This is a genomic window from Magnetococcales bacterium (assembly GCA_015231925.1).
GTDB lineage: Bacteria > Pseudomonadota > Magnetococcia > Magnetococcales > JADGAQ01 > JADGAQ01.
On the sequence record JADGAQ010000076.1, the window covers coordinates 1 to 18,143 of the forward strand.

12 protein-coding genes are annotated in these 18,143 nt (G+C 58.1%); 10 read left to right on the forward strand and 2 right to left on the reverse strand.

The window, feature by feature from the left end; all coding sequences use genetic code 11:
• The first annotated feature begins 618 nt into the window (after positions 1-618).
• The 10 genes from HQL56_09975 to HQL56_10020 all read left to right on the forward strand — a co-directional run bounded on the left by HQL56_09975 (position 619) and on the right by HQL56_10020 (position 14,382).
• Positions 619-1,242: a hypothetical protein gene (locus HQL56_09975; protein ID MBF0309844.1), complete on the forward strand. Its 624-nt coding sequence runs from the start codon at positions 619-621 to the stop codon at positions 1,240-1,242.
• A gap of 52 nt (positions 1,243-1,294) precedes the next feature.
• Positions 1,295-1,999, forward strand: coding sequence for a hypothetical protein (locus HQL56_09980; GenBank protein MBF0309845.1), 705 nt, complete (start codon positions 1,295-1,297; stop codon positions 1,997-1,999).
• Between the two features lie 475 nt (positions 2,000-2,474).
• Entirely contained in the window at positions 2,475-3,995 is a 1,521-nt protein-coding gene (locus HQL56_09985) for a hypothetical protein (protein ID MBF0309846.1), read from the forward strand.
• A gap of 242 nt (positions 3,996-4,237) precedes the next feature.
• Positions 4,238-5,437, forward strand: a complete 1,200-nt coding sequence (locus tag HQL56_09990) for a hypothetical protein (GenBank protein ID MBF0309847.1) — start codon at positions 4,238-4,240, stop codon at positions 5,435-5,437.
• A 77-nt stretch (positions 5,438-5,514) separates the two neighbouring features.
• Entirely contained in the window at positions 5,515-6,750 is a 1,236-nt protein-coding gene (locus tag HQL56_09995) for a hypothetical protein (GenBank protein MBF0309848.1), read from the forward strand.
• Between the two features lie 745 nt (positions 6,751-7,495).
• Positions 7,496-8,035, forward strand: a complete 540-nt coding sequence (locus tag HQL56_10000; GenBank protein MBF0309849.1) for a hypothetical protein — start codon at positions 7,496-7,498, stop codon at positions 8,033-8,035.
• Positions 8,036-8,368: 333 nt separating this feature from the next.
• Positions 8,369-8,929, forward strand: coding sequence for a hypothetical protein (locus HQL56_10005; protein MBF0309850.1), 561 nt, complete (start codon positions 8,369-8,371; stop codon positions 8,927-8,929).
• Positions 8,930-9,176: 247 nt separating this feature from the next.
• Positions 9,177-10,082 (forward strand): hypothetical protein, encoded by a 906-nt coding sequence (locus HQL56_10010; protein MBF0309851.1) that lies wholly within the window; start codon positions 9,177-9,179, stop codon positions 10,080-10,082.
• Positions 10,083-10,114: 32 nt separating this feature from the next.
• Complete coding sequence (locus HQL56_10015) at positions 10,115-11,194, forward strand: hypothetical protein (GenBank protein ID MBF0309852.1); 1,080 nt, start codon at positions 10,115-10,117, stop codon at positions 11,192-11,194.
• Positions 11,182-14,382 carry a tetratricopeptide repeat protein gene (locus tag HQL56_10020; protein ID MBF0309853.1) on the forward strand — a complete coding sequence of 1,067 codons (3,201 nt, stop codon included), beginning with the start codon at positions 11,182-11,184 and terminating at the stop codon, positions 14,380-14,382. The genes HQL56_10015 and HQL56_10020 overlap by 13 nt, the downstream gene beginning before the upstream one ends.
• A 144-nt stretch (positions 14,383-14,526) precedes the next feature.
• On the opposite strand, the gene HQL56_10025 is transcribed toward HQL56_10020, so the two are convergent.
• Entirely contained in the window at positions 14,527-14,952 is a 426-nt protein-coding gene (locus tag HQL56_10025; protein MBF0309854.1) for a cyclic nucleotide-binding domain-containing protein, read from the reverse strand.
• Between the two features lie 206 nt (positions 14,953-15,158).
• Entirely contained in the window at positions 15,159-17,819 is a 2,661-nt protein-coding gene (locus HQL56_10030) for an MMPL family transporter (protein ID MBF0309855.1), read from the reverse strand.
• Between the last annotated feature and the right edge of the window lie 324 nt (positions 17,820-18,143).

Consider the following 18,143-nt stretch of genomic DNA (forward strand, 5'->3'; position numbering starts at 1 on the left):
TCCTTTGACGTTTTGTTTGTTTTGTATTTGATATTATTCTATAAAATATACAACCAAAATAATTCAATTCATGAATGACTGAAAAGTAGAATAATAGAAAATTCTCTTTCAAACATTGCCTTGCTCTGTTCGTTGCTTAAAGTAAACGCCGTTCCCTTAACCAACGCGACGGCAGAGCTAAACCTGAGCGAAGCCGCTGACGACCCCCTTCGGTAACCGGATCCCCTTGCCGTAACCGTTCAGAATCCTGCCCGGCGCTGACCGTATCAACAAAAAGCCAAGTCCCAGGGGTGCCCCCTGGACCCCCAACGGCGCAAGGCCAAGTCCCAGGGGTGCCCCCTGGACCCCATGGGGTGGGTACGTCAACAGATAAAGGCCAAGTCCCAGGGCGCTGCCCTGGACCCGTCGGGGGGGATAATCCCCCCCGAACCCCCGTTATACCCTCCCTCCCTCCCGTTTTTTCCCCCCCTGTGAACTTTTCAGCGGTTATCCGACAAAAAATTCAAAGATTTGTGAACAAAACGGTGTGATGCCGCAGGTATTATCTTTTGCAAAAAAATCTGCAATGATGGGTGCCAGGATGTATCAACCCATTTATCGCAGGTGAAAGGAATACCCATGTTCGCACCCTCCACGTATGTCGGCGGCAGCCAGGTCAGCCACGGTTCCGACGAAAATCTCTTTGTGGAATTCTTCTACAAGGCCATTCCCGACCGCTTCCGCTCGGAGCAGGAAGGGCGGCCCATTCACACCCAAAAGGTCTATGTGCGCATTCTCACCCCCGGTCAGAAAGACGAATTCGTCGGCCCGGCCCGGGACAAGGATCGGGAACGGTTCCCCCGGCAGTGGGACGCCTTTCAGCGCAACATGACCCTGCCCCTGGATGGCACCCCCCTGGAACAGTGGCCCGCCCTGGAAGTCAGCCAGGTGGCGGACCTCAAATCCCTCAATATCTTCACCGTGGACCAACTCGCCTCCCTGTCGGACAACGCGCTGCAAAAGGTGGGATTGGGCGCACGCGAACTGGTGGCGCGGGCTCAGGCCTACCTGGAACAGGCGCGGGGCAACGCTCCCGCCGAACGGCTGGCAGCCTCGCTGCAACGCAGCGAAGAGGAGATCGAACGGCTGAAGGAAGAGGTGGCCCGCCTGGCCGGATTGCTGGAACAGGAAGCCAGCAACGACGAAGGCATTCCCGTGGCAGCCCCGCGTCGCGGACGGCGGGTGCGCGTGGCCAATTCCTGATGTCAACCGGCGGCTTCCGCAGGGAAGCCGCCCCCTTTTTCGGAGATCCGATATGTCTCTGCTGACTCTTGTGCAACAGGCGGCCGACACGGTGGGTGTACCCCGTCCGGCCACGGTGATCAACAACAGCGATCGCAATGTGCAAACCCTGCTCTCCCTGGCCCAGTTCGAAGGCGTGGCCCTCTCCTCCCGCGGACCGTGGCAGGAGCAGATGCGGGAAGCCACCTTCACCACCACCGCCGGCGTGGCCGACTACCCGATGGCCACCATCGCCCCCGACTTCTCCTACCTCGTCAAACAAACCTTGTTCGATCGCAGCAACAATCGAGAGATTTCAGGGCCCCTCTCGCCCCATCGCTGGCAAACCGCGCAACTGGCCAGCGGGGGCTTGACCTCGGCCTTTCGCATTCGGGAAGGACAGCTCCGCCTGACCCCAACTCCGACGGATAGCTGGAACATGGCCTTCGAATACTGCTCCCGCAACTGGTGTCGCTCCGCCGGAGGGGTGGATCAGTCGGCCTGGATGGCTGACAGCGATACGGGGATTTTGTCGGAATACCTCATGACCTTGGGCTTGATCTGGCGTTTTCTGAAGGCCAAGGGTCTGGCCTGGGGGGATGAGTATCGGGTGTGGCAGGAGGAGGTGAAACGGGAGCTGGGAAGGTCGGGAGGAGCGGCGGAACTCGATCTGGGCCCACGGGGAGCGGGATGCGTCGGGCAGAGCATCAACGTTCCGGAATCGGGCTTCGGGCCGTAAAAAATAACGGGGGTCCGGGGGGGATTATCCCCCCCCGGCGGGGTTCGGGGCAGCGCCCCGAGGTGTTGACGTGGCCTCTGGCGGGTCGAAGCCAACAGGCGAAATACCCAACGTGCCACCTCTTCCAAACCCTGTCCCAACTTCGACCCGCCCGGAGGGGGCCAGGGGAGGGACTCACCCTCCCCATCCTTTTTGAAGGCACCCAATCCGCCGTGATCCGGTGAGGATTCATAAAGTAGTTTTCTCAGATAGCCACGGTTGCGTCTTGCCGGTACGTTCAAGGATGGGGAGGGTGAGGCCCTCCCCTTGCCCCCTCCGGCGGGTCGAAGTGGTAACCCGGTTTGAAAGTGGTTCGGCGTTGGTCATTTCCCCTTCAGGCTTCGACCCGCTACGTCAACACCTCGGGGCGCTGCCCCGAACCCCGCCGGGGGGGATAATCCCCCCCGGACCCCCGTATTTACGAAAGGAAAGGACAATGGCTCAAATCGTCTCCGGCGGGGCTACCACCCGCGTCGCCTCACTTCCCGCACCCATCGGCGGCTGGAACGCCGCCGTGGACCTGGGAAACCTCCCAAGCAACCAGGCCCTGGTGCTCGATAACTGGATCCCCCGCTCCGGTTGGGTGGAAATGCGTCGCGGCTACCAGGAACACGCCACCGCCCACCTCGGCGCCGTGGAAAGCCTGATGGCCTGGGATAACGGCAGCAGCACCAAACTCCTCTCCGCCAGCAACAACGGCAAAGTCTTCGATATCACCTCCGCCGGGGTGGTGGGATCCCCCCTGGTCACGGGACTGACCTCGGCCCGCTTCCAACACGTCAACTTTCGCGGCTACCTCTTCGCCGTCAACGGCCAGGATACCCCCGGACGCTACAACGGAACCACCTGGACCGACCCCGGCTTCACCGGAGCGGGACTCGTTCCGGCCAACCTGATCGGCGTCGCGGCCCACAAATCACGCCTCTTTTTCATCGAACGCGACAGCGCCAACTACTGGTACGCCCCGGTCAACAACATCACCGGAGCCCTGTCGAAGGTGGAACTCTCCGGCCTGGCCCCCGAAGGCGGCAATCTGATGGCCATCGGCACCTGGACCCGCGACGGCGGCGCAGGCTCGGACGACCTGGCGGTCTTTCTGTTCAGCTCCGGCAACTGCCTGGTCTACAGCGGTACCGATCCGGGAAGCGCCTCCTCCTGGAGCCTGGTCGGACTGTTCCGCATCGGACGCCCCCTGGGTCGCCGCTGCCTGCTGCGCGCCGGATCGGACCTGATCGCGGTCACCGAGGAGGGCTACCTCTCCCTGTCGAAAGTGCTGCCCATGGACCGCCTGCATCGGGAAAACGCCCTCTCCCGCAGCATCGAAGGCGCGGTCCTGGAAGCCACCCGCACCCAGGCCGCCACCTTCGGCTGGCAGGGGGTGCTGCATCCGCGCAACGGCGTGGCCCTGTTCAACGTGCCCGTGGGCTCGGGCGTCTTCCACCAACACGTACTCAATACCGCCACCGGGGCCTGGTGCCGCTTTACCGGGCAACAAGCCCTCTGCTGGTCCACCTGCGGCGAAGAACTCTACTTCGGAACCTCCGCCGGAACCGTCTTCAAGGCCGACGTGGGCACCGCAGACAACAACACCAATATCCAGGCGGACGCCCGCACCGGCTTCCATCGCTTCGGATACAACGGCGTCAAACGCTTCACCATGATCCGCCCGGTCATGGCCTCCGAAGGCCGCCTGCCGGTCTCCATCGGCTTCGATACCGACTTCGCCGACCACCCCAACACCTTTCAGGCCTCGACGATCAGCTCGGCGGGCAGCCCGTGGAACACCTCGCCGTGGAACAGTTCGCCGTGGCAACGCGGCGTCTCCATCTCGGCGGAATGGCAGTCGGTGAGCGGCGTGGGCTACACCGCCGCCGTGCGCCTGCGCACCGAAACCAAATACCAGTCGGTGCGCTGGCACGCCCTGGAAGTGCGTTACGAACCCGGCGGGGGGTTGTAGTAGCCATACGGGGGGGGAATCCCCCCCCCGACCGTCTATCCTTTCAATATTTTATCCTTTAAGTATCAAAAAAAGAAAATGTTCTATCCTTTGACTTTTCTATTTCATCTGATATCCCCTCAAGCCGTTTTGCCATCAGAAAAAGTCTCAGGTCGCTGCCCTGGACCCGCCGGGGGGCCGGACCTTCGTATGCCTGAACAAGGCGATTCAGGCTGTAAATACAACTTGCAAAGGAGAGTTCGATGACGGATCGTGAAGAACTGGAACAGCTTGTGCGGAAAACACTGGCTGAACAAGCGGCAAAGGATCAGGAAAGAAAACGCATCGAGGAGCGGCAGGACGCCTATTTGAGGGGACACGCCCTGGCCTGGGACCGGAAACAGGGGCGTCTTCCGGATGAGAAGGGTGATCCGTCGCTGGAGGGCACGGTGTGGGCCGGTCTGAATCACGCCAACGACCCGGTTCCGGACGAACCGGCGGGGGATCAGGGTGTCTCCTCACCCCGACGCGGGGCGGATTCCCGGACTGAGACAGCTCCGCCGCCTTCCCAAGGGGAGTCGGAGCCATCTCGTGACGTTCCTTTCGGGGGCTCGGGTATTCTGGGCAAAGCCTTGGAGAGTTTCCTTGATTATGGGGCATCGGCGGAAGAGACCTCATCCGGATCTTCCGCTTCGGAAGGCAAAACCACGATTCCGGATGATCCCGAGGCGTTGTGGTATCCCCAACCAGAACCGCAGGACTCCACTCTCGAAGCGCCGACCTGGAATTCGGTGTTGCGTGGTACGGGAGCTGGAGTGTGGGATGAAAGTAATCCATACGAGGCAACGGTTAGGCCGCCAAAGCCGGAACAGCGAGCAGCCCACGATAAGGCTGTTAGCGAAGGAACAGCAAAAAAAGGTGAAAGGAACATCGGCGCTGAGTTTAACTTGAGGAACCTTAATCGACCCGGTGACCAGACCGTGCTTAGAATCGAAAGTTGGGATAACCACACAAAGGTGCCGCATTTGAACGCTGGGAACTTTCCGGAGTCATTTAAATGGCTTGAAGAGAAGCTGGATCATCTAAAGGTGTCTAAAATGCCCTCCACGGACATACTGAAACTCCTCACGAAGATCCCGTCCGTTCCCGGTTATTTCGGCGTGGCTCAAGATGTTGTCGATCTGGATAAGGCGCTGCACAGTGATGCAAAGCGTTCGGACGGGCAATACCCCGAAACGGCGCAAACGGCTGGCCGCATAGGGGGAGGTTGGGCCGGAGCCTTGGGTGGAGCCCGTGTGGGTGGGAGGATTGGGGGTATCTTTGGGCTGCCCGGCATGGGTGCTGGTACTCTGCTGGGGGGAGTTTTGGGCGGTATCGGTGTGGGAGGACTGGGAGAAAGTGTCGGAGCGACCTTTGGCAAGGGAATATTCAATCCTTCCAAGGACGACGAAGAGTCGTTTTGATTGCCCTCGTGGATGTTTGAATGGTTGGGAGAGAGGTGCAGGCGGCCTCTCTCCCTCGCTTTTATGAGGGGAAGGTCATGCTGAAACAAATTCGTGAAGACACCTGGATAACTTGGAGAGGGGATATTGTGCGATTCGGGCTCTACTATGAACATGAAAGAAAGGATGAAGGGGCGGTGTTTGCCGAGGCCTTTCCAGCCATAATAGCCTATTTTGGGCTAGAGAACGCTGTTTATGAATTCCTCTCAATAGGTGAAGAACGTTATCAGCCGAAAAATCCCTTTTCCATATCGGAATTCGTGCTGGATGTGCACGATATTTTGTCATTCACCCGTCGGTTGGAGCCTGACCAGCCTGTGCCAATGAAGATTATTTGCATGGATGCAGCGGATGCTACCCGCAAAATAATCACCGACGAATCATACTATTATTCTGGAGAATTCGATCTTCTGATCGACAATAAGTTATTGCTTATTCAGATGCACGAGGGAGGAGAGTTTTATTTTTATGTCAGGGCGAGCGACTGGTTTGAGGGTGGCTTGCGAGAGAAGGTGGAAGCATTGCCGCCTGTCGACGAATCGGAGGATTCCAAGGAAATATCGACAAAACAAAGCAGCGCAATCCCTTCTGACAGTAACCCGAATAAGACGGATATTAAGAACGTGCCCGTCAGGTATCCCCGTTTAAAGCATGTTGTAAAGGGTCTGAAGGGAATTATCCGCAGCAATTTAATTCGGAAATGCTGCCGTATTACCTGGCAAACCATTAATTATCCGCCAGGGGTGACCGGGCTTTTTGTCAAACGGTGGGGAGCGGAGGAGACGGACCGGGAGTTGGGGATGGCCCGGGATCTGGACCACCTGTTGAGTCACTTGGGCAAGCCGGGGAGCCGCTTCGAAGTGGACCTGCTGCATCCGGAGAGTCAGGCCTGGCCGTGGTTCGGCGGGCAGGCGAGTGAGGATTTGCAGGTGGATCCGGGGGATGCCCTGTCCCGGCTTCGGGACTATCGAATGGTGCCCGACTGTGCGGCACGCACCCTGGTAGCCCCCGGAAGGGCCGCGCTGCTCGCCGAGTTGGGTCGACTGCCGCCGCACTGGTTGCGAAGGGGAAATGTGATGATCCTGATCGATGAGAGTCTCTACCTGACGTACTGGACAGGGCCGGGGTACCTTGAACTGATGATACGGCGCGAGGAGTTGGAACGACATAAGGCTGACCTGTGGGCCTTTAACCCGACTAGCCGGTTGTGGAAGTCTGCCAAGTCGTGGCGGCAGGCGGCGGTGGAGTGTATCCGGCTGTTTCGCGGCAAATGACGGGGCTTTGCCAGGTCGCGTGGCCGGCAGGTAAACGTGTCGCCAAGGAGGTATTTCGATGTCTGAAAATCTTTACGCACTCATTGGGGATGATCCCTTACGCGACATTGTTTACTTTCAAATTCACTGGGAAGGTTTGAAGGGCGAGTCTAGTGATTTTATTGTGTCAAGGGGTTTCGATGAAATTGTGTTCTATTTACAACTAAAAGGTGAATCCTTTCGGTGCGATTTTTTTTGGAAGGATGCTGATGACTATGTGGATTTCACGTCCAGTCCGATTTCCGACCTGGTTTGCGATCCCCATGACCGATTCTCCGTGGCGCGGCTTGAGGTGGCGCATGAAAGGTATTCCGTGCGGAGCTGTTCGGAATCGGGAAAGAGTCGACTGGTTTGCGAAATATTATCAGATAGTGAATTGTGGTTAGATCGTAAGGTTCAAATCGGAATTGATGATCGCCTTTTATTGCAATACATCACGGATTACAGATACTTCATGTTTGTCGTGCGTCGGGAAGACTGGGAGAAAAACGGGCTTCGGGAAAAGGTGGAGGCGCTTCCGGAGCCGCTGCCTTTTGAGTCGCCGGGTGGGTTTCCCTGGTATATCCAGCTTATATTCTATGTAGTCTTCTCGCCTATCTTAGTCATAATGCTTCCCGTCATAATTTTTGAGTGGGTCAAAGAGACTATTGAAAAGCGGAGTAAGGGCTTTCAGCGGCGGTTGGCGGAACGTACGGCGTGTTGTTCGGTGAAGGGGCGCACTCTGAATTATCCGGAGGGGTTGGCGGGGATCCATTTCAAGCGGTGCGTGCGGGAGGAGGCGGAACGGGCGGAGCGGTTGGGCGGGGATTTGGAGCATGTATTGCGTCATTTCGCCCGACCGGGGAGTCGGTTCGAGGTGGATCTGCTGCATCCGGAGAGTTTGTCCTGGCAATGGGGGGGTGGACAGGTGGCGGAGGTGTTGCGGGTTGTGGAGGGGGATGCCCTTTCCCGGCAGCGGGACTATCCGCGAGTGGCCGGGTGCGCGGTGAGGAGTGTGGTTGTTGCCGATCGGGAGAAGTTGATTGGGGAATTGTCGAGAATGCCGCCGCATTGGTTGACCCGGGGCTATGTGACGGTGTGGGTGGATGAGGGGATCTCTCTGTTGAGCTGGGAGGAGCAGGGGGAGATTCATCTGCTGATGCGGCGCGAGGAGTGGCAGGAGTGGGAACCGGTGTTGCGGTCGTTTCATCCGGAGGTCAAGCCGGAGATTGTTGGGCGGGAGTGGTGGCTGGCCGTGCTGACCTGACTGTCTTTCAGTATGTTATCTTTTAGTATCAAAAAAAGGAAATGTTCTATCCTTTGACTTTTCCGTTGCTGTTTTGTGAATACTTGATCAATAAGATCTATTAGTAAACCAGATTAATAAATACAAAGAATAAAATACAACGTCAACGAACAGAACATTTTCTTTTTTTGATTTTAAAAAGATGAAATATTGCACGTCAAAGGCCTGCTTGTGGCAGGCTATGGTCAGACTGAAGAAATAAAACGGTGAAAACCGCATCCGTTTATGGATATCCTCTCTTCGGGCCGGGATTCCGTTGGTCGGAATCGGCATGACTACGAGGGGGAGGGGACGATGACACAGCGTGAGGAGGAGATTGGGCAGTTGGTGAAGGCGGTGGGGGAGTTGACGGCGCAGTTGGCGGCGGAGAGGCGTGGTCGGGGACGGGTGGCGAATGCGGGTTTGGTGGCGTTGGCGGCGGTGTTGGGCTGGCTGGGTGGCAGCCACGCCACGGTGGTGGCGGAAGGCACGGGCGCGGTGGGGCAGATCGTGCAGGACATGAAGAATTTCAACGAGTTGATTGCGGGTCTCAACCAGATGGTGCAGCTGGCGGGTCAGTCGATGCAGGAGGGCACCCTCAAGGATGCGGCGCTGTTGGTGGCGCGATTCAAGCAGGATTCCGACGTGATGCGCAAGTACATGAAAGCCAACCCGAATCCTTACGCCAACATGACGTTGAACTGTGACAACAGCCTGGAAGCGGAGTGTTATTCTCCGGTGGTGATGGTCCAGGCGGGCATGGCCAAGGAGATGAGCTTTCTCAATCGCAGCATCAGCCGCATGAGCTACGACATGAGCGTGATGGCCGGCAGCATGGGTTCCACCATGGGCCGCATGGGAAGCTGGATGCCGTGAGAGTGATACGGGGGTTCGGGGGGGATTATCCCCCCCGACGGGTCCAGGGCAGCGCCCTGGGACTTTGCTGTTGACCTCCAACCCCCTGGGGTCCAGGGGGCACCCCTGGGACGTTTTCTGTTTCCGTTGATTTCCAAGTCCCCTGGACTTATATTTGTTGCTGTTAATTGGTTATCCGTGCGATTGATTTTTCAGGCTGATACAATCAAATGTGCCAAATCAAACAACAAGAACGCGACGATACGCCATGAGTCTTTCACAATTGGTAAATGATTGGTGGGGATCGGGTCATCCGGAATTATATTGTTTTGCCCGCAACTTCATGCTTGATATTGACGACCAGACAATCAAAAAGCCCTACATGCCTGCTATAAGTCATGGCAATCGATTGAATGCATCGCATAAGGTGAATCTGGATGACGATGCCGCCAATTGGCAGCGTTCTCCATGGTTTCAGACGGGGACGGATTGGCCGAAATCCGCCCTTCAGGACCTCCGAAAAGCCATCGAATGGGCTTTTTCCGGGCGGAATAAGGCTCGTCTGACTTCTCGCCCCTCCGCATATCCCGGGGTGACAGAGAGTATGAAGGTGGTTCGTTACGTTCCCATGAGGGCGGTGTGCGAGTACTGGCTGGGACTGCCCAAGCTCAATAAGGACGAGGTTCGGGCACAGATTGGCAAAGTGGTCAAAGACCAGGCCAGGCTTGCCGCGGCAAAGGCCAAGGAACTTTATAGCAACAATGATCTGGGAGGGGGCAGTATCTGCTGGGTAGCTCCTCAACAACAGTCCACGTTCCCCCACCAGGATCCGACCCTACCAAAGTCCGATCCGGATAAGACCGAGGAATTGGTGCGGCGACTGGCTTTGGGCAGTTTGATCGAACCGAGTCAACGAGTCGATGCTGTGGGATTGATTGCTGCCGTTTACGATATGGCCTCGACGGATTTACTGACGCCGGACATACTGGATGCTGGCGGTCACTGGTATTTCCATCCAGGGGAGAAAGGTAAGCCCTACGGCCAAACCGCGCCGCTGGACCCTAACTTTGCGGTACGCCGGGAACTGGAGGCCGGAGGGTACTGGGAATACGTACACCGCATGTGCCGGGTGAAAGCGGTGAATCCCCGTCTGGAAGTGGTTGGCTATTTTTGAGAGGTTTCCAAGTGAGAACTGATTTGGAGGATATGACCTTCATCGAGCGGGTGGGCTATCTCCTTGAGCGGGGGGAGATGGATGCCCTGCTGGATGACTTTCGAGGGCGCTGGGAAGGTCAGCAGGGGCCGGCGTTGGGTGAGCACTACTCCTGGAACGATCTCTTCGGCGAGCTTGAGCCGGAGAGTCGCCCTCGTCTTGCCGAACCGGTGTTGCGAGTTCTGGAGGCTTTGCAGGATAAAGTTCCCCACGCTGTTCAACAGGGGTCGGAGCGACTGCATCTGCTGGGGGCTCTCGATTTGGCGCGTTATGTCCCCTGGCCCTGGGGTGGGGAGCAGCAGCAGCGGCTGGTTAATCTGCTTTTCGGCTGGCTGACGCAAGCAGCCCAGCCGAAAGTCTATGCCCAATTCAAGCCATACGACTTCCAGGCCGACGGATTTTACGGCCTGGTGGAGAAGGACATTCTGCTGGCGGTCCTGCGATTGGCTGCAATCGGTTTGCCGTTTGGAGAGGTGGAGCAGAAGAATCGGCTGGGGACCGCGGGCCGGGAAGTATGGCAATTGGCCCGGAAACAGGCTTTGGAGGGCGAGGCGGGTTCGGAGTCGGTGATTGTAGCGGCCAAACGCCTTTGGGAGATCGCTTTATGGAGCGCCGCCTCGGCTCCTTCCTGGTTAGGTAACAATCTTTGGGATTTGGGGCAGGCTTTGGACAAGGCCGACGGGGAAGCGGGCAACCTGACCCGTTTTGTTGCTTTGCTGGATTGGAGTTTACAGGCTGAAAAAGCCAAGTCTATTCTTGTAGCGATTGCCAAGCCCGAAAATGCCACAGCAGAGGCTAAACGCGCCTTCATTAGTAAGCTTGACTATTATTATGGAGAATCTCCGGATCCCCTGAATATCTTAAGAAACAAATGGCAGGAGACGAGCAGGCTGGGCAACGCAAAGACTGTTGACTTGTCTAAGATAGATGGAGGGGGAGAAAAACCCGTCCCTGTGATTAAAAGAACCTTTGCGCAAAAATTTGATTCCTTTAAAAGTAATGCACGATGTAATCTTGGTAATTTTATTGATTCTTCTCTATCGCCACATGGAATGCCGCAATGCGCACGATAGCTTTTTTCAGCTTCAAGGGTGGGGTTGGTCGAACCAACTTGGTTCTGAACGCTGCCTATGCCTTGGCCAAGCCAAATAAATTTGTGGTGGTGGCTGACTGGGATGTACATGCCCCAGGGTTAAGCACCATGGACAAGATGGCGCGTCCGCATGGCCCGGATTCCTTATACGAGGAGCCGCCTCCGTTCGATGTTCGGGATGGGGTGTTGAGCTACCTGAGCGGGGTGTTGTCTATCGATAAGGGGCGGGACGAACTCTTCATCGATCCTATGAGTTTGGCCCAACCCACCCGGTTGGGGCGGGAAGCCGGAGGAAAAATAAGTGAAGGTTTCCGGGGGGATATTTGGTTCATTCCCGCGGGTCCTTTCGACCCGGCATGTCCCGCCGGAAAATATTACGGGCTTTTGGAACACGTTCAAAAACAAGGGCTCGCCCTCTGGACCCCGGAAAAATTGCAGGAACTCAACTTGTCGGACCTGACCCTTCCCCATGTCGCCAGCTACTTCTGCTCACGAGTGGAGCAGCTTGAACATCCGGGTGGCGAAGGGGAGAACGGTGGGCTTCTGAAAGGCCGCAAACCCGACTTTCTGCTTCTGGACGCCCGTACCGGCATGACCGAAATCGGGGATATGATTCTGCACTCGCCCAAGGTGGATCATATCGTTCTGGTCAGCGGACTCAATGAACAGAACCTCGCCGGGCTGGAAATCACCCTTCGCGCCTTGCAGCAGCGCATTCCGGCAGGTGAGTTGCGCCATCGGGTTTCGGTGGTGGCTTCGCCGGTGCCTGCCGGGGAGGAGGCCTTGAAACAGGAGCGGTTTGGCAGGCTGCGGGACCGGGTGGAGGGGCTGGCCCGAGAGTTGCCGAACAGCTTTGGCGAGAAGGAGTTCATGCCCGAAATTCATTCCATTCCCTACCATCCCCACATCGCCTTGAGCGAGGAGTTGATGGTGCGGAACTACCCCGGGAGTGATCCGGCGCGGGCCATTCAGCGCATCGTGGAAGTGATCAGCGCCGGTCAAGAAGTTCCAGTCCTTCGACCCTTTATGGAAAGCCTCCTTGTATCGGACCTGCTGCGTCAGGGTGTGGAAGGCCTGGATATACTTGATCTGAAGGAGACTGCCAGAAAGGGACCAGTGGTTGACACGGATTCGATTCCCCACTTTTCCCTGCATCCCTGGGCGCAACCTCCCCTGTGGAACTGGCCTGAGCCGTCGGTTACCCTGGCCGAATTTGCACCGGGATGGTCTTTGGAGGCCCAGCCGTTGTTCAATGCGTTGGCAAGGTCTTCTTCCGTCAAGAGGGAACAGAAGGCCAAAATTCTAGAGAACCCCTCGCTGTTTGCGCCACAGCAGGAGGCACTACTTTCAGCTTTTCAGACTGAATCAAAACGCTTGGCCTCCCTGAGCAAAGGCCATTGGATGGCCATTGTGCGTTATGGCGTAGCCTCCTTTTCGGATTGGCTTTCCATCTGGTGCGCTCGGCGTTCCTTGAAACGAACTGCCATCCTGGAGGCAGTGGTATCAGGTGCGCGGGATAATGAGCTGGGGAGTTGGGCCAAACTGGCGCCCTTCTGGTTCTCCTTGACGGGTCTGCTGGAAGATAACCAGGAGTGGAATCTGGCTGAAAGAGCATACAAGCGGGCCATTGATCTGGATGAAAAATGGGCAGTGCTGTGGAGAGATTTGGGCATTCTGTTGGCGGCTAATCTGGGTCGACCGGAGAAAGCGGAGGCTGCCTTCCGACGTGCCATTGAGCTGGATGAGAAAGATACGATTTCCTGGCACGGCCTGGGCAGTCTTCTTGCAGATCAATCGAAACGTGCCGCAGAAGCGGAGGCTGCCTACCGCCGGGCCATTGAGTTGGATGAGAAATTTGCTCATCCCTGGAACGGCCTTGGAAACATTCTTCATCGTCTGAATCGTAACGCAGAAGCGGAGTCTGCCTACCGCCGGGCCATTGAGCTGGATGAGAAAGATACGATTTCCTGGCACGGCCTGGGCAATCTTCTTACGGATCACCTGAACCGGTACGAAGAAGCGGAGACTGCCTACCGTCGGGCCATTGAGTTGGATGAAAAATTTGCTCATCCCTGGAACGGCTTGGGCAATCTTCTGCAGAATCACCTGAACCGGTACGAAGAAGCGGAGGCTGCCTACCGCCGGGCCATTGAGTTGGATGAGAAATTGGCTCATCCCTGGAACGGCCTGGGCAATCTTCTTGCGGCTCACCTGAATCGGTATGAAGAAGCGGAGGCTGCCTACCGCCGGGCCATTGAGTTGGATGAGAAATTGGCTTACCCCTGGAACGGCCTGGGCAATCTTCTTACGCAGCATCTGAAGCGGTATGAAGAAGCGGAGTCTGCCTACCGCCGGGCCATTGAGTTGGATGGGGAATTTGCTCATCCCTGGAACGGCCTGGGCAATCTTCTTACGGCTCACCTGAATCGTCCTGAAGAAGCGGAGTCTGCCTACCGCCGGGCCATTGAGTTGGATGAGAAATTGGCTGATCCCTGGAACGGCCTGGGCAATGTTCTTGCGGCTCACCTGAAACGTCCTGAAGAAGCGGAGGCTGCCTTCCGACGTGCCATTGAGTTAGATGAGAATTTTGCTCTGGCCTGGCACGGCCTGGGCAATGTGCTTATGGCTCACCTGAAACGTCCTGAAGAAGCGGAGTCTGCCTACCGCCGGGCCATTGAGTTGGATGGAAAACTTGCGGATCCCTGGCACGGCCTGGGCAATCTGTTGCGGCGGCAGGGGAGATTGGAAGAGGCTGAAGCGGCCTATCTAAAGGGAATGGAGCTTGACCCAGCGGAAGTTGTTTTCCCCCTCAGCGTCGCCGAACTGGCCCTGGTGACGGGCGATCCGGACAAAGCCGCCTCCTGGCTGGAGCGGGCCGCGTCGTTGTGCAAGGAAGAGAAGAGACAACAAGACCACGCCATGTTGCAACTGGCCCTGTCACTGGCCAAGGCGGATCGAGACGGGGTGGCTCAGGCGGTAAAGGAACTCTCCCGTTGGGAAGAGGGCCAGCGTCCGCAATCCACCTGGAACTACGACGACCTCGCCCCCGCGATTGATCGCCTCACCCCGGAGGCCCGTGCCTTGTTCCTGGCTTGGGTGGGGGTGGTCAAGAATGAGCCGAACGGGGACGTGAGGAAAGCCTATCAGGAATATCTGAGCAGTTTATGACTTTAAGAAACAAAACCCCAAAATGTATAAGACCCTCGGTCAGACGAAGCCAACCGAGGGTCCAAAGCCCGCCTACGGGCGTTGCGGATATGCAATCTATACTAGGAAAACCTACAGGTGAAAGTCAAGTGAAACCGGCGGCTTCTAACCGCTGAACGGCGGCACCAGCCGCTCCATGGCCGCATTGAGCCGGGCCGAGAGGATTGTGGCCAGGCTGCGGTAGAAACGAATGGCGAAGCCGGGCTTCGACTCCAGCATGGCTTGCAGATCCACGCTGTTGAGAAAATCCACCTCGGTCTTGGCCACATCCGCCACCAGCGAGGCCGATACCGGGCTGCCATCCAGAAACGAAGGAATGCCCATGATCTCCTCCGGCTCCAGCCGCGCCACCAGTACCGAATCCCCCCGTGAATCCATCTCCACCCGAACCGCCCCCGTGCGCAATATATACAGCCCCGGAGCGACATTGCCCTCCTTGAGAATGGTCTCACCCTTCTTGAACGTGCGCCGCTTGGAAACTTCCGCCATCAGCCGCGCATCGCCCTCCGACAAAAACCGCAAATTCTTCATGTCCGTGCTCTCCCGCAAAGGTTTTAAACCCCAATCTACACCGCTTTGCCTTTGCGGAAAAGCCATTTTTGACCCCTCCGCTCCCTTTGGCAGGCAATCCGGTCAGGCCCTGCACCCACACACCTCATGGCCCGTGGCGGGCTTTGCCAACCTCTTTTCATCCGGGGCTCGGGAGGGATGATCCCCCGCAAGCCCCGCTCGCGCTTCTACCTCTCGAAGACATACTTCGGTTTCAACCAGTAAACCAGCAGCGGCAGCAGGGTCAGGGCGGTGAAGACATCGACCAGCAGCGCCTCCCCGATGTAGATGCCCAATCCCCAGGTGTTGCCCAGCTCCGTGCCCAGCAGGGGGATGAAGCTGCCCAGCAGCACCAGCACCGAGACCAGCACCGCCGATCCGGAAGTGGTCAGGGTGTTGGAGAGCGATTGTTGCCAGTTGCCGCCGGTCAACGCCATCTCCTCCTTGAGGCGGGAGACCATGTAGATCGAATAGTCCACCCCCAGCCCCATGGCGATGCTCAAGGTCACCAGGTTGCCGAAGTGCAGATTGCCCGACCAGTTCCGCACCGAGGTGAAATAGCCCGCCAGGCCGTATTGGCTGAACAGCGTGATGCCCAGCATCACCGACAGCAGTGTGGCGATGGCCCAGTTGCGGAACATCAGGCCGGCGATGATGAAGATCACCAGACCCGTCTCCAGCGGCGATACCAGCCAGTTGGCCATGCTCACCTCCCGGGTGGCCTCCGTGGCTCCCAGGAAGCCGCCGATGCCCGGCGATACATAGTCCGGGCCGGGTTGGGAGAGGGCGTTGGTATCGCCCGAGGTATCGGCGTTGCGCAGCCCGAAGTTCACCTTGCGGAAGCCCGCGTCGTTCTTGTGGGCTTCGATGTAGGCCTGAATGTCCAACACCACCTGATGCGTCTTCACCGGATCCATGGTGTTGACGAAGCCCAGCAGCACCCCTTCGTTCCAGCTTTTGCTGTCCACAAAGGAGTCGAGATCCCCCTCGCTGGTCATCATGGCCAGCAGGCCGTTGTACAAGGCGATCATCTCGTTGGGGTTGCGGGTGTCGCCGGGATCCGCCGCTTTCAGGAAGGCGGTATCGGGAATGGCGAACTGGCTCATGCTGGGTTTTTCGCCCGTTTCCGCCGTCAGCAGCATGTTGACCAGCTTGAGGTACTGGGCATACGAGCCGGTGAAGCCGATGGAGGGGTGGGACCGCATCCACTCTTCCATGCGGGCCAGATCGGCCATCACGTCGGCGTCGTTGAAGATGCCCTGTTCGCCCATGGTTTCGGGATCGTGGCACTGCGGGGGTTTGACATCCCCTCCGCAACGCGGCTTGAGGGGCTCCTTGCCGCGTATGGGGATGTTGAGGGAGATCACCCCCGGCATGATTTCGCCCAGGCGGTTGATCTCCTGAATCACCCGCGAATGCTCCTTGAAGGCGGCGTGGGCGTAGTTGATGCCTTTTTCCACGCCGGGCATGAGGTCTTCCGCGGTGCCGTGGCGGATGCCGGTATAATGTACCGACAGCAGCATCAAGCCGACCACCACCCCGACCGGGATCCATTTGGTGGGACCGGTCAGAAAGCGGGTGAGGGCGTCGGCCAGACGGCGCTCCTTCTGCCAGGTTACGGCCTTCTCGGCTTCGCTCAAACCGCTCTTCTGCATGGGGAACATCACCAGCAGCAGCGGGATGAGGGTGGTGGTGGTCAGCAGCAGGGTGAACATGCCGAACATGCCGAAGTAGGCGTAATCCTTGTAGAAGGAGATATCCACCGTGGCCAGGGTGGCGAATCCGGCCACGTCGGTGACGATGGAGAGGGTGGCGGGGATCAGGGTGTGTTCGATGGCGCGGATGCCCGCCTCTTCGGTATCGCCCCGGTCGTCGTGTTCCTGCATGTAGCGGCGGGTGACCTGCACGGCGTGGCCCATGCCGATGGCCAGCAGCAGCATGGGGGTCAGCACCATCATGGTGGTCAGCTTGAAGCCCGACAGTCCCATGACCCCCAGGGTCCAGACGATGGTGGCGATGACGCCGTAGAGGGGGAATATCGCGCCGTGCCAACTGCGGCACTCCTTGAGCAGCATGGCGATGACGATCAGCAGCGACAGGGCGAAGAGCCACCAGTTTTCCACCAGATTGAGCAGCATGTAGGCCAGGAAGTAGGGTTCCCCGGCCACGAGAACGCGGATGCGGGCGTCTTCGCTGTAGGGTTTGAGTTCCGAGAGCAGGCTGCGCACCCAGGGGAGGTAGCGTTCCTTGACGCCGTCGTCGTAGTCGGCGATGACGAAGGTGGCGCGGGTGGTGCAGCCCGTTTGGCCGTAGGTGCAGCGTTTGCCGTTGGCGTCTTCCTGATAGAGCAGCATGGGGGCCATGACGGGATTTTCTTCCAGCCCCTGTTTCAGGAAGTCGAGTTGTTGTTTGGCCAGTTCCGGGTTTTGGGTATCGATGCCGGAGGTGGGGATCAGGCGTTTGAAGACCAGTCCGTTGGCGTCCGCTCCCATGTATTTGACCTTTTGCGCGGCCAGGGAGAGGAAGTTGCCGGGGCGGGAGTTGGGCAGTTTTTCCAGTTTGCGGTGGATTTCCTGCACCAGGTTGATCAGCCAGGGTTGGTAGATGTCGCCCTCTTTGACTTCGATGCCGACCACCATCAGGTTGCCCATGCCGAAGGTATGTTCGGCGTAGAGGTTGGTGGATACGAAGCGGTTGCTGGGGGGCAGCAGGGTATCGGGGTCGTTGCGGATGTCCAGGTATTGGATGAGGGGGGCCATGAGCAGGGTGAGCAGCAGGACGAATCCGGCGAGGGCGCGCCGGTTGGCCATGGCGAATTCGGCGTAGCGGCGGGTGAGGGGTTTGGACATGGAGCCTCCGGGAGAAAAGTTAAACGGGGGTCCGGGGGGCGAGAGCCCCCGTAAGGTAGCCCGAAGCGCCGAAAGAGGAAAGCGCGTCAGCCGATCCCGCAGAGTAAACGGGGGTCCGGGGGGGCGAGCCCCCTCGGCGGGGTTCGGGGCGGAGCCCCGAGGTTTTAGCCGTTGACGTGGCCGTAAGCGGTCCGTTGCCGTGTTCGTTGCCGTTGCGGTCCGCCGCCGCCAATGAAATCCCCGGAGCCGCCAACCGCTCCCAACCGATTTATCGCGGCGGACCGCGGGGGGGCAAGGGGGGGCCTCATCCCCCCATCCTTGAAC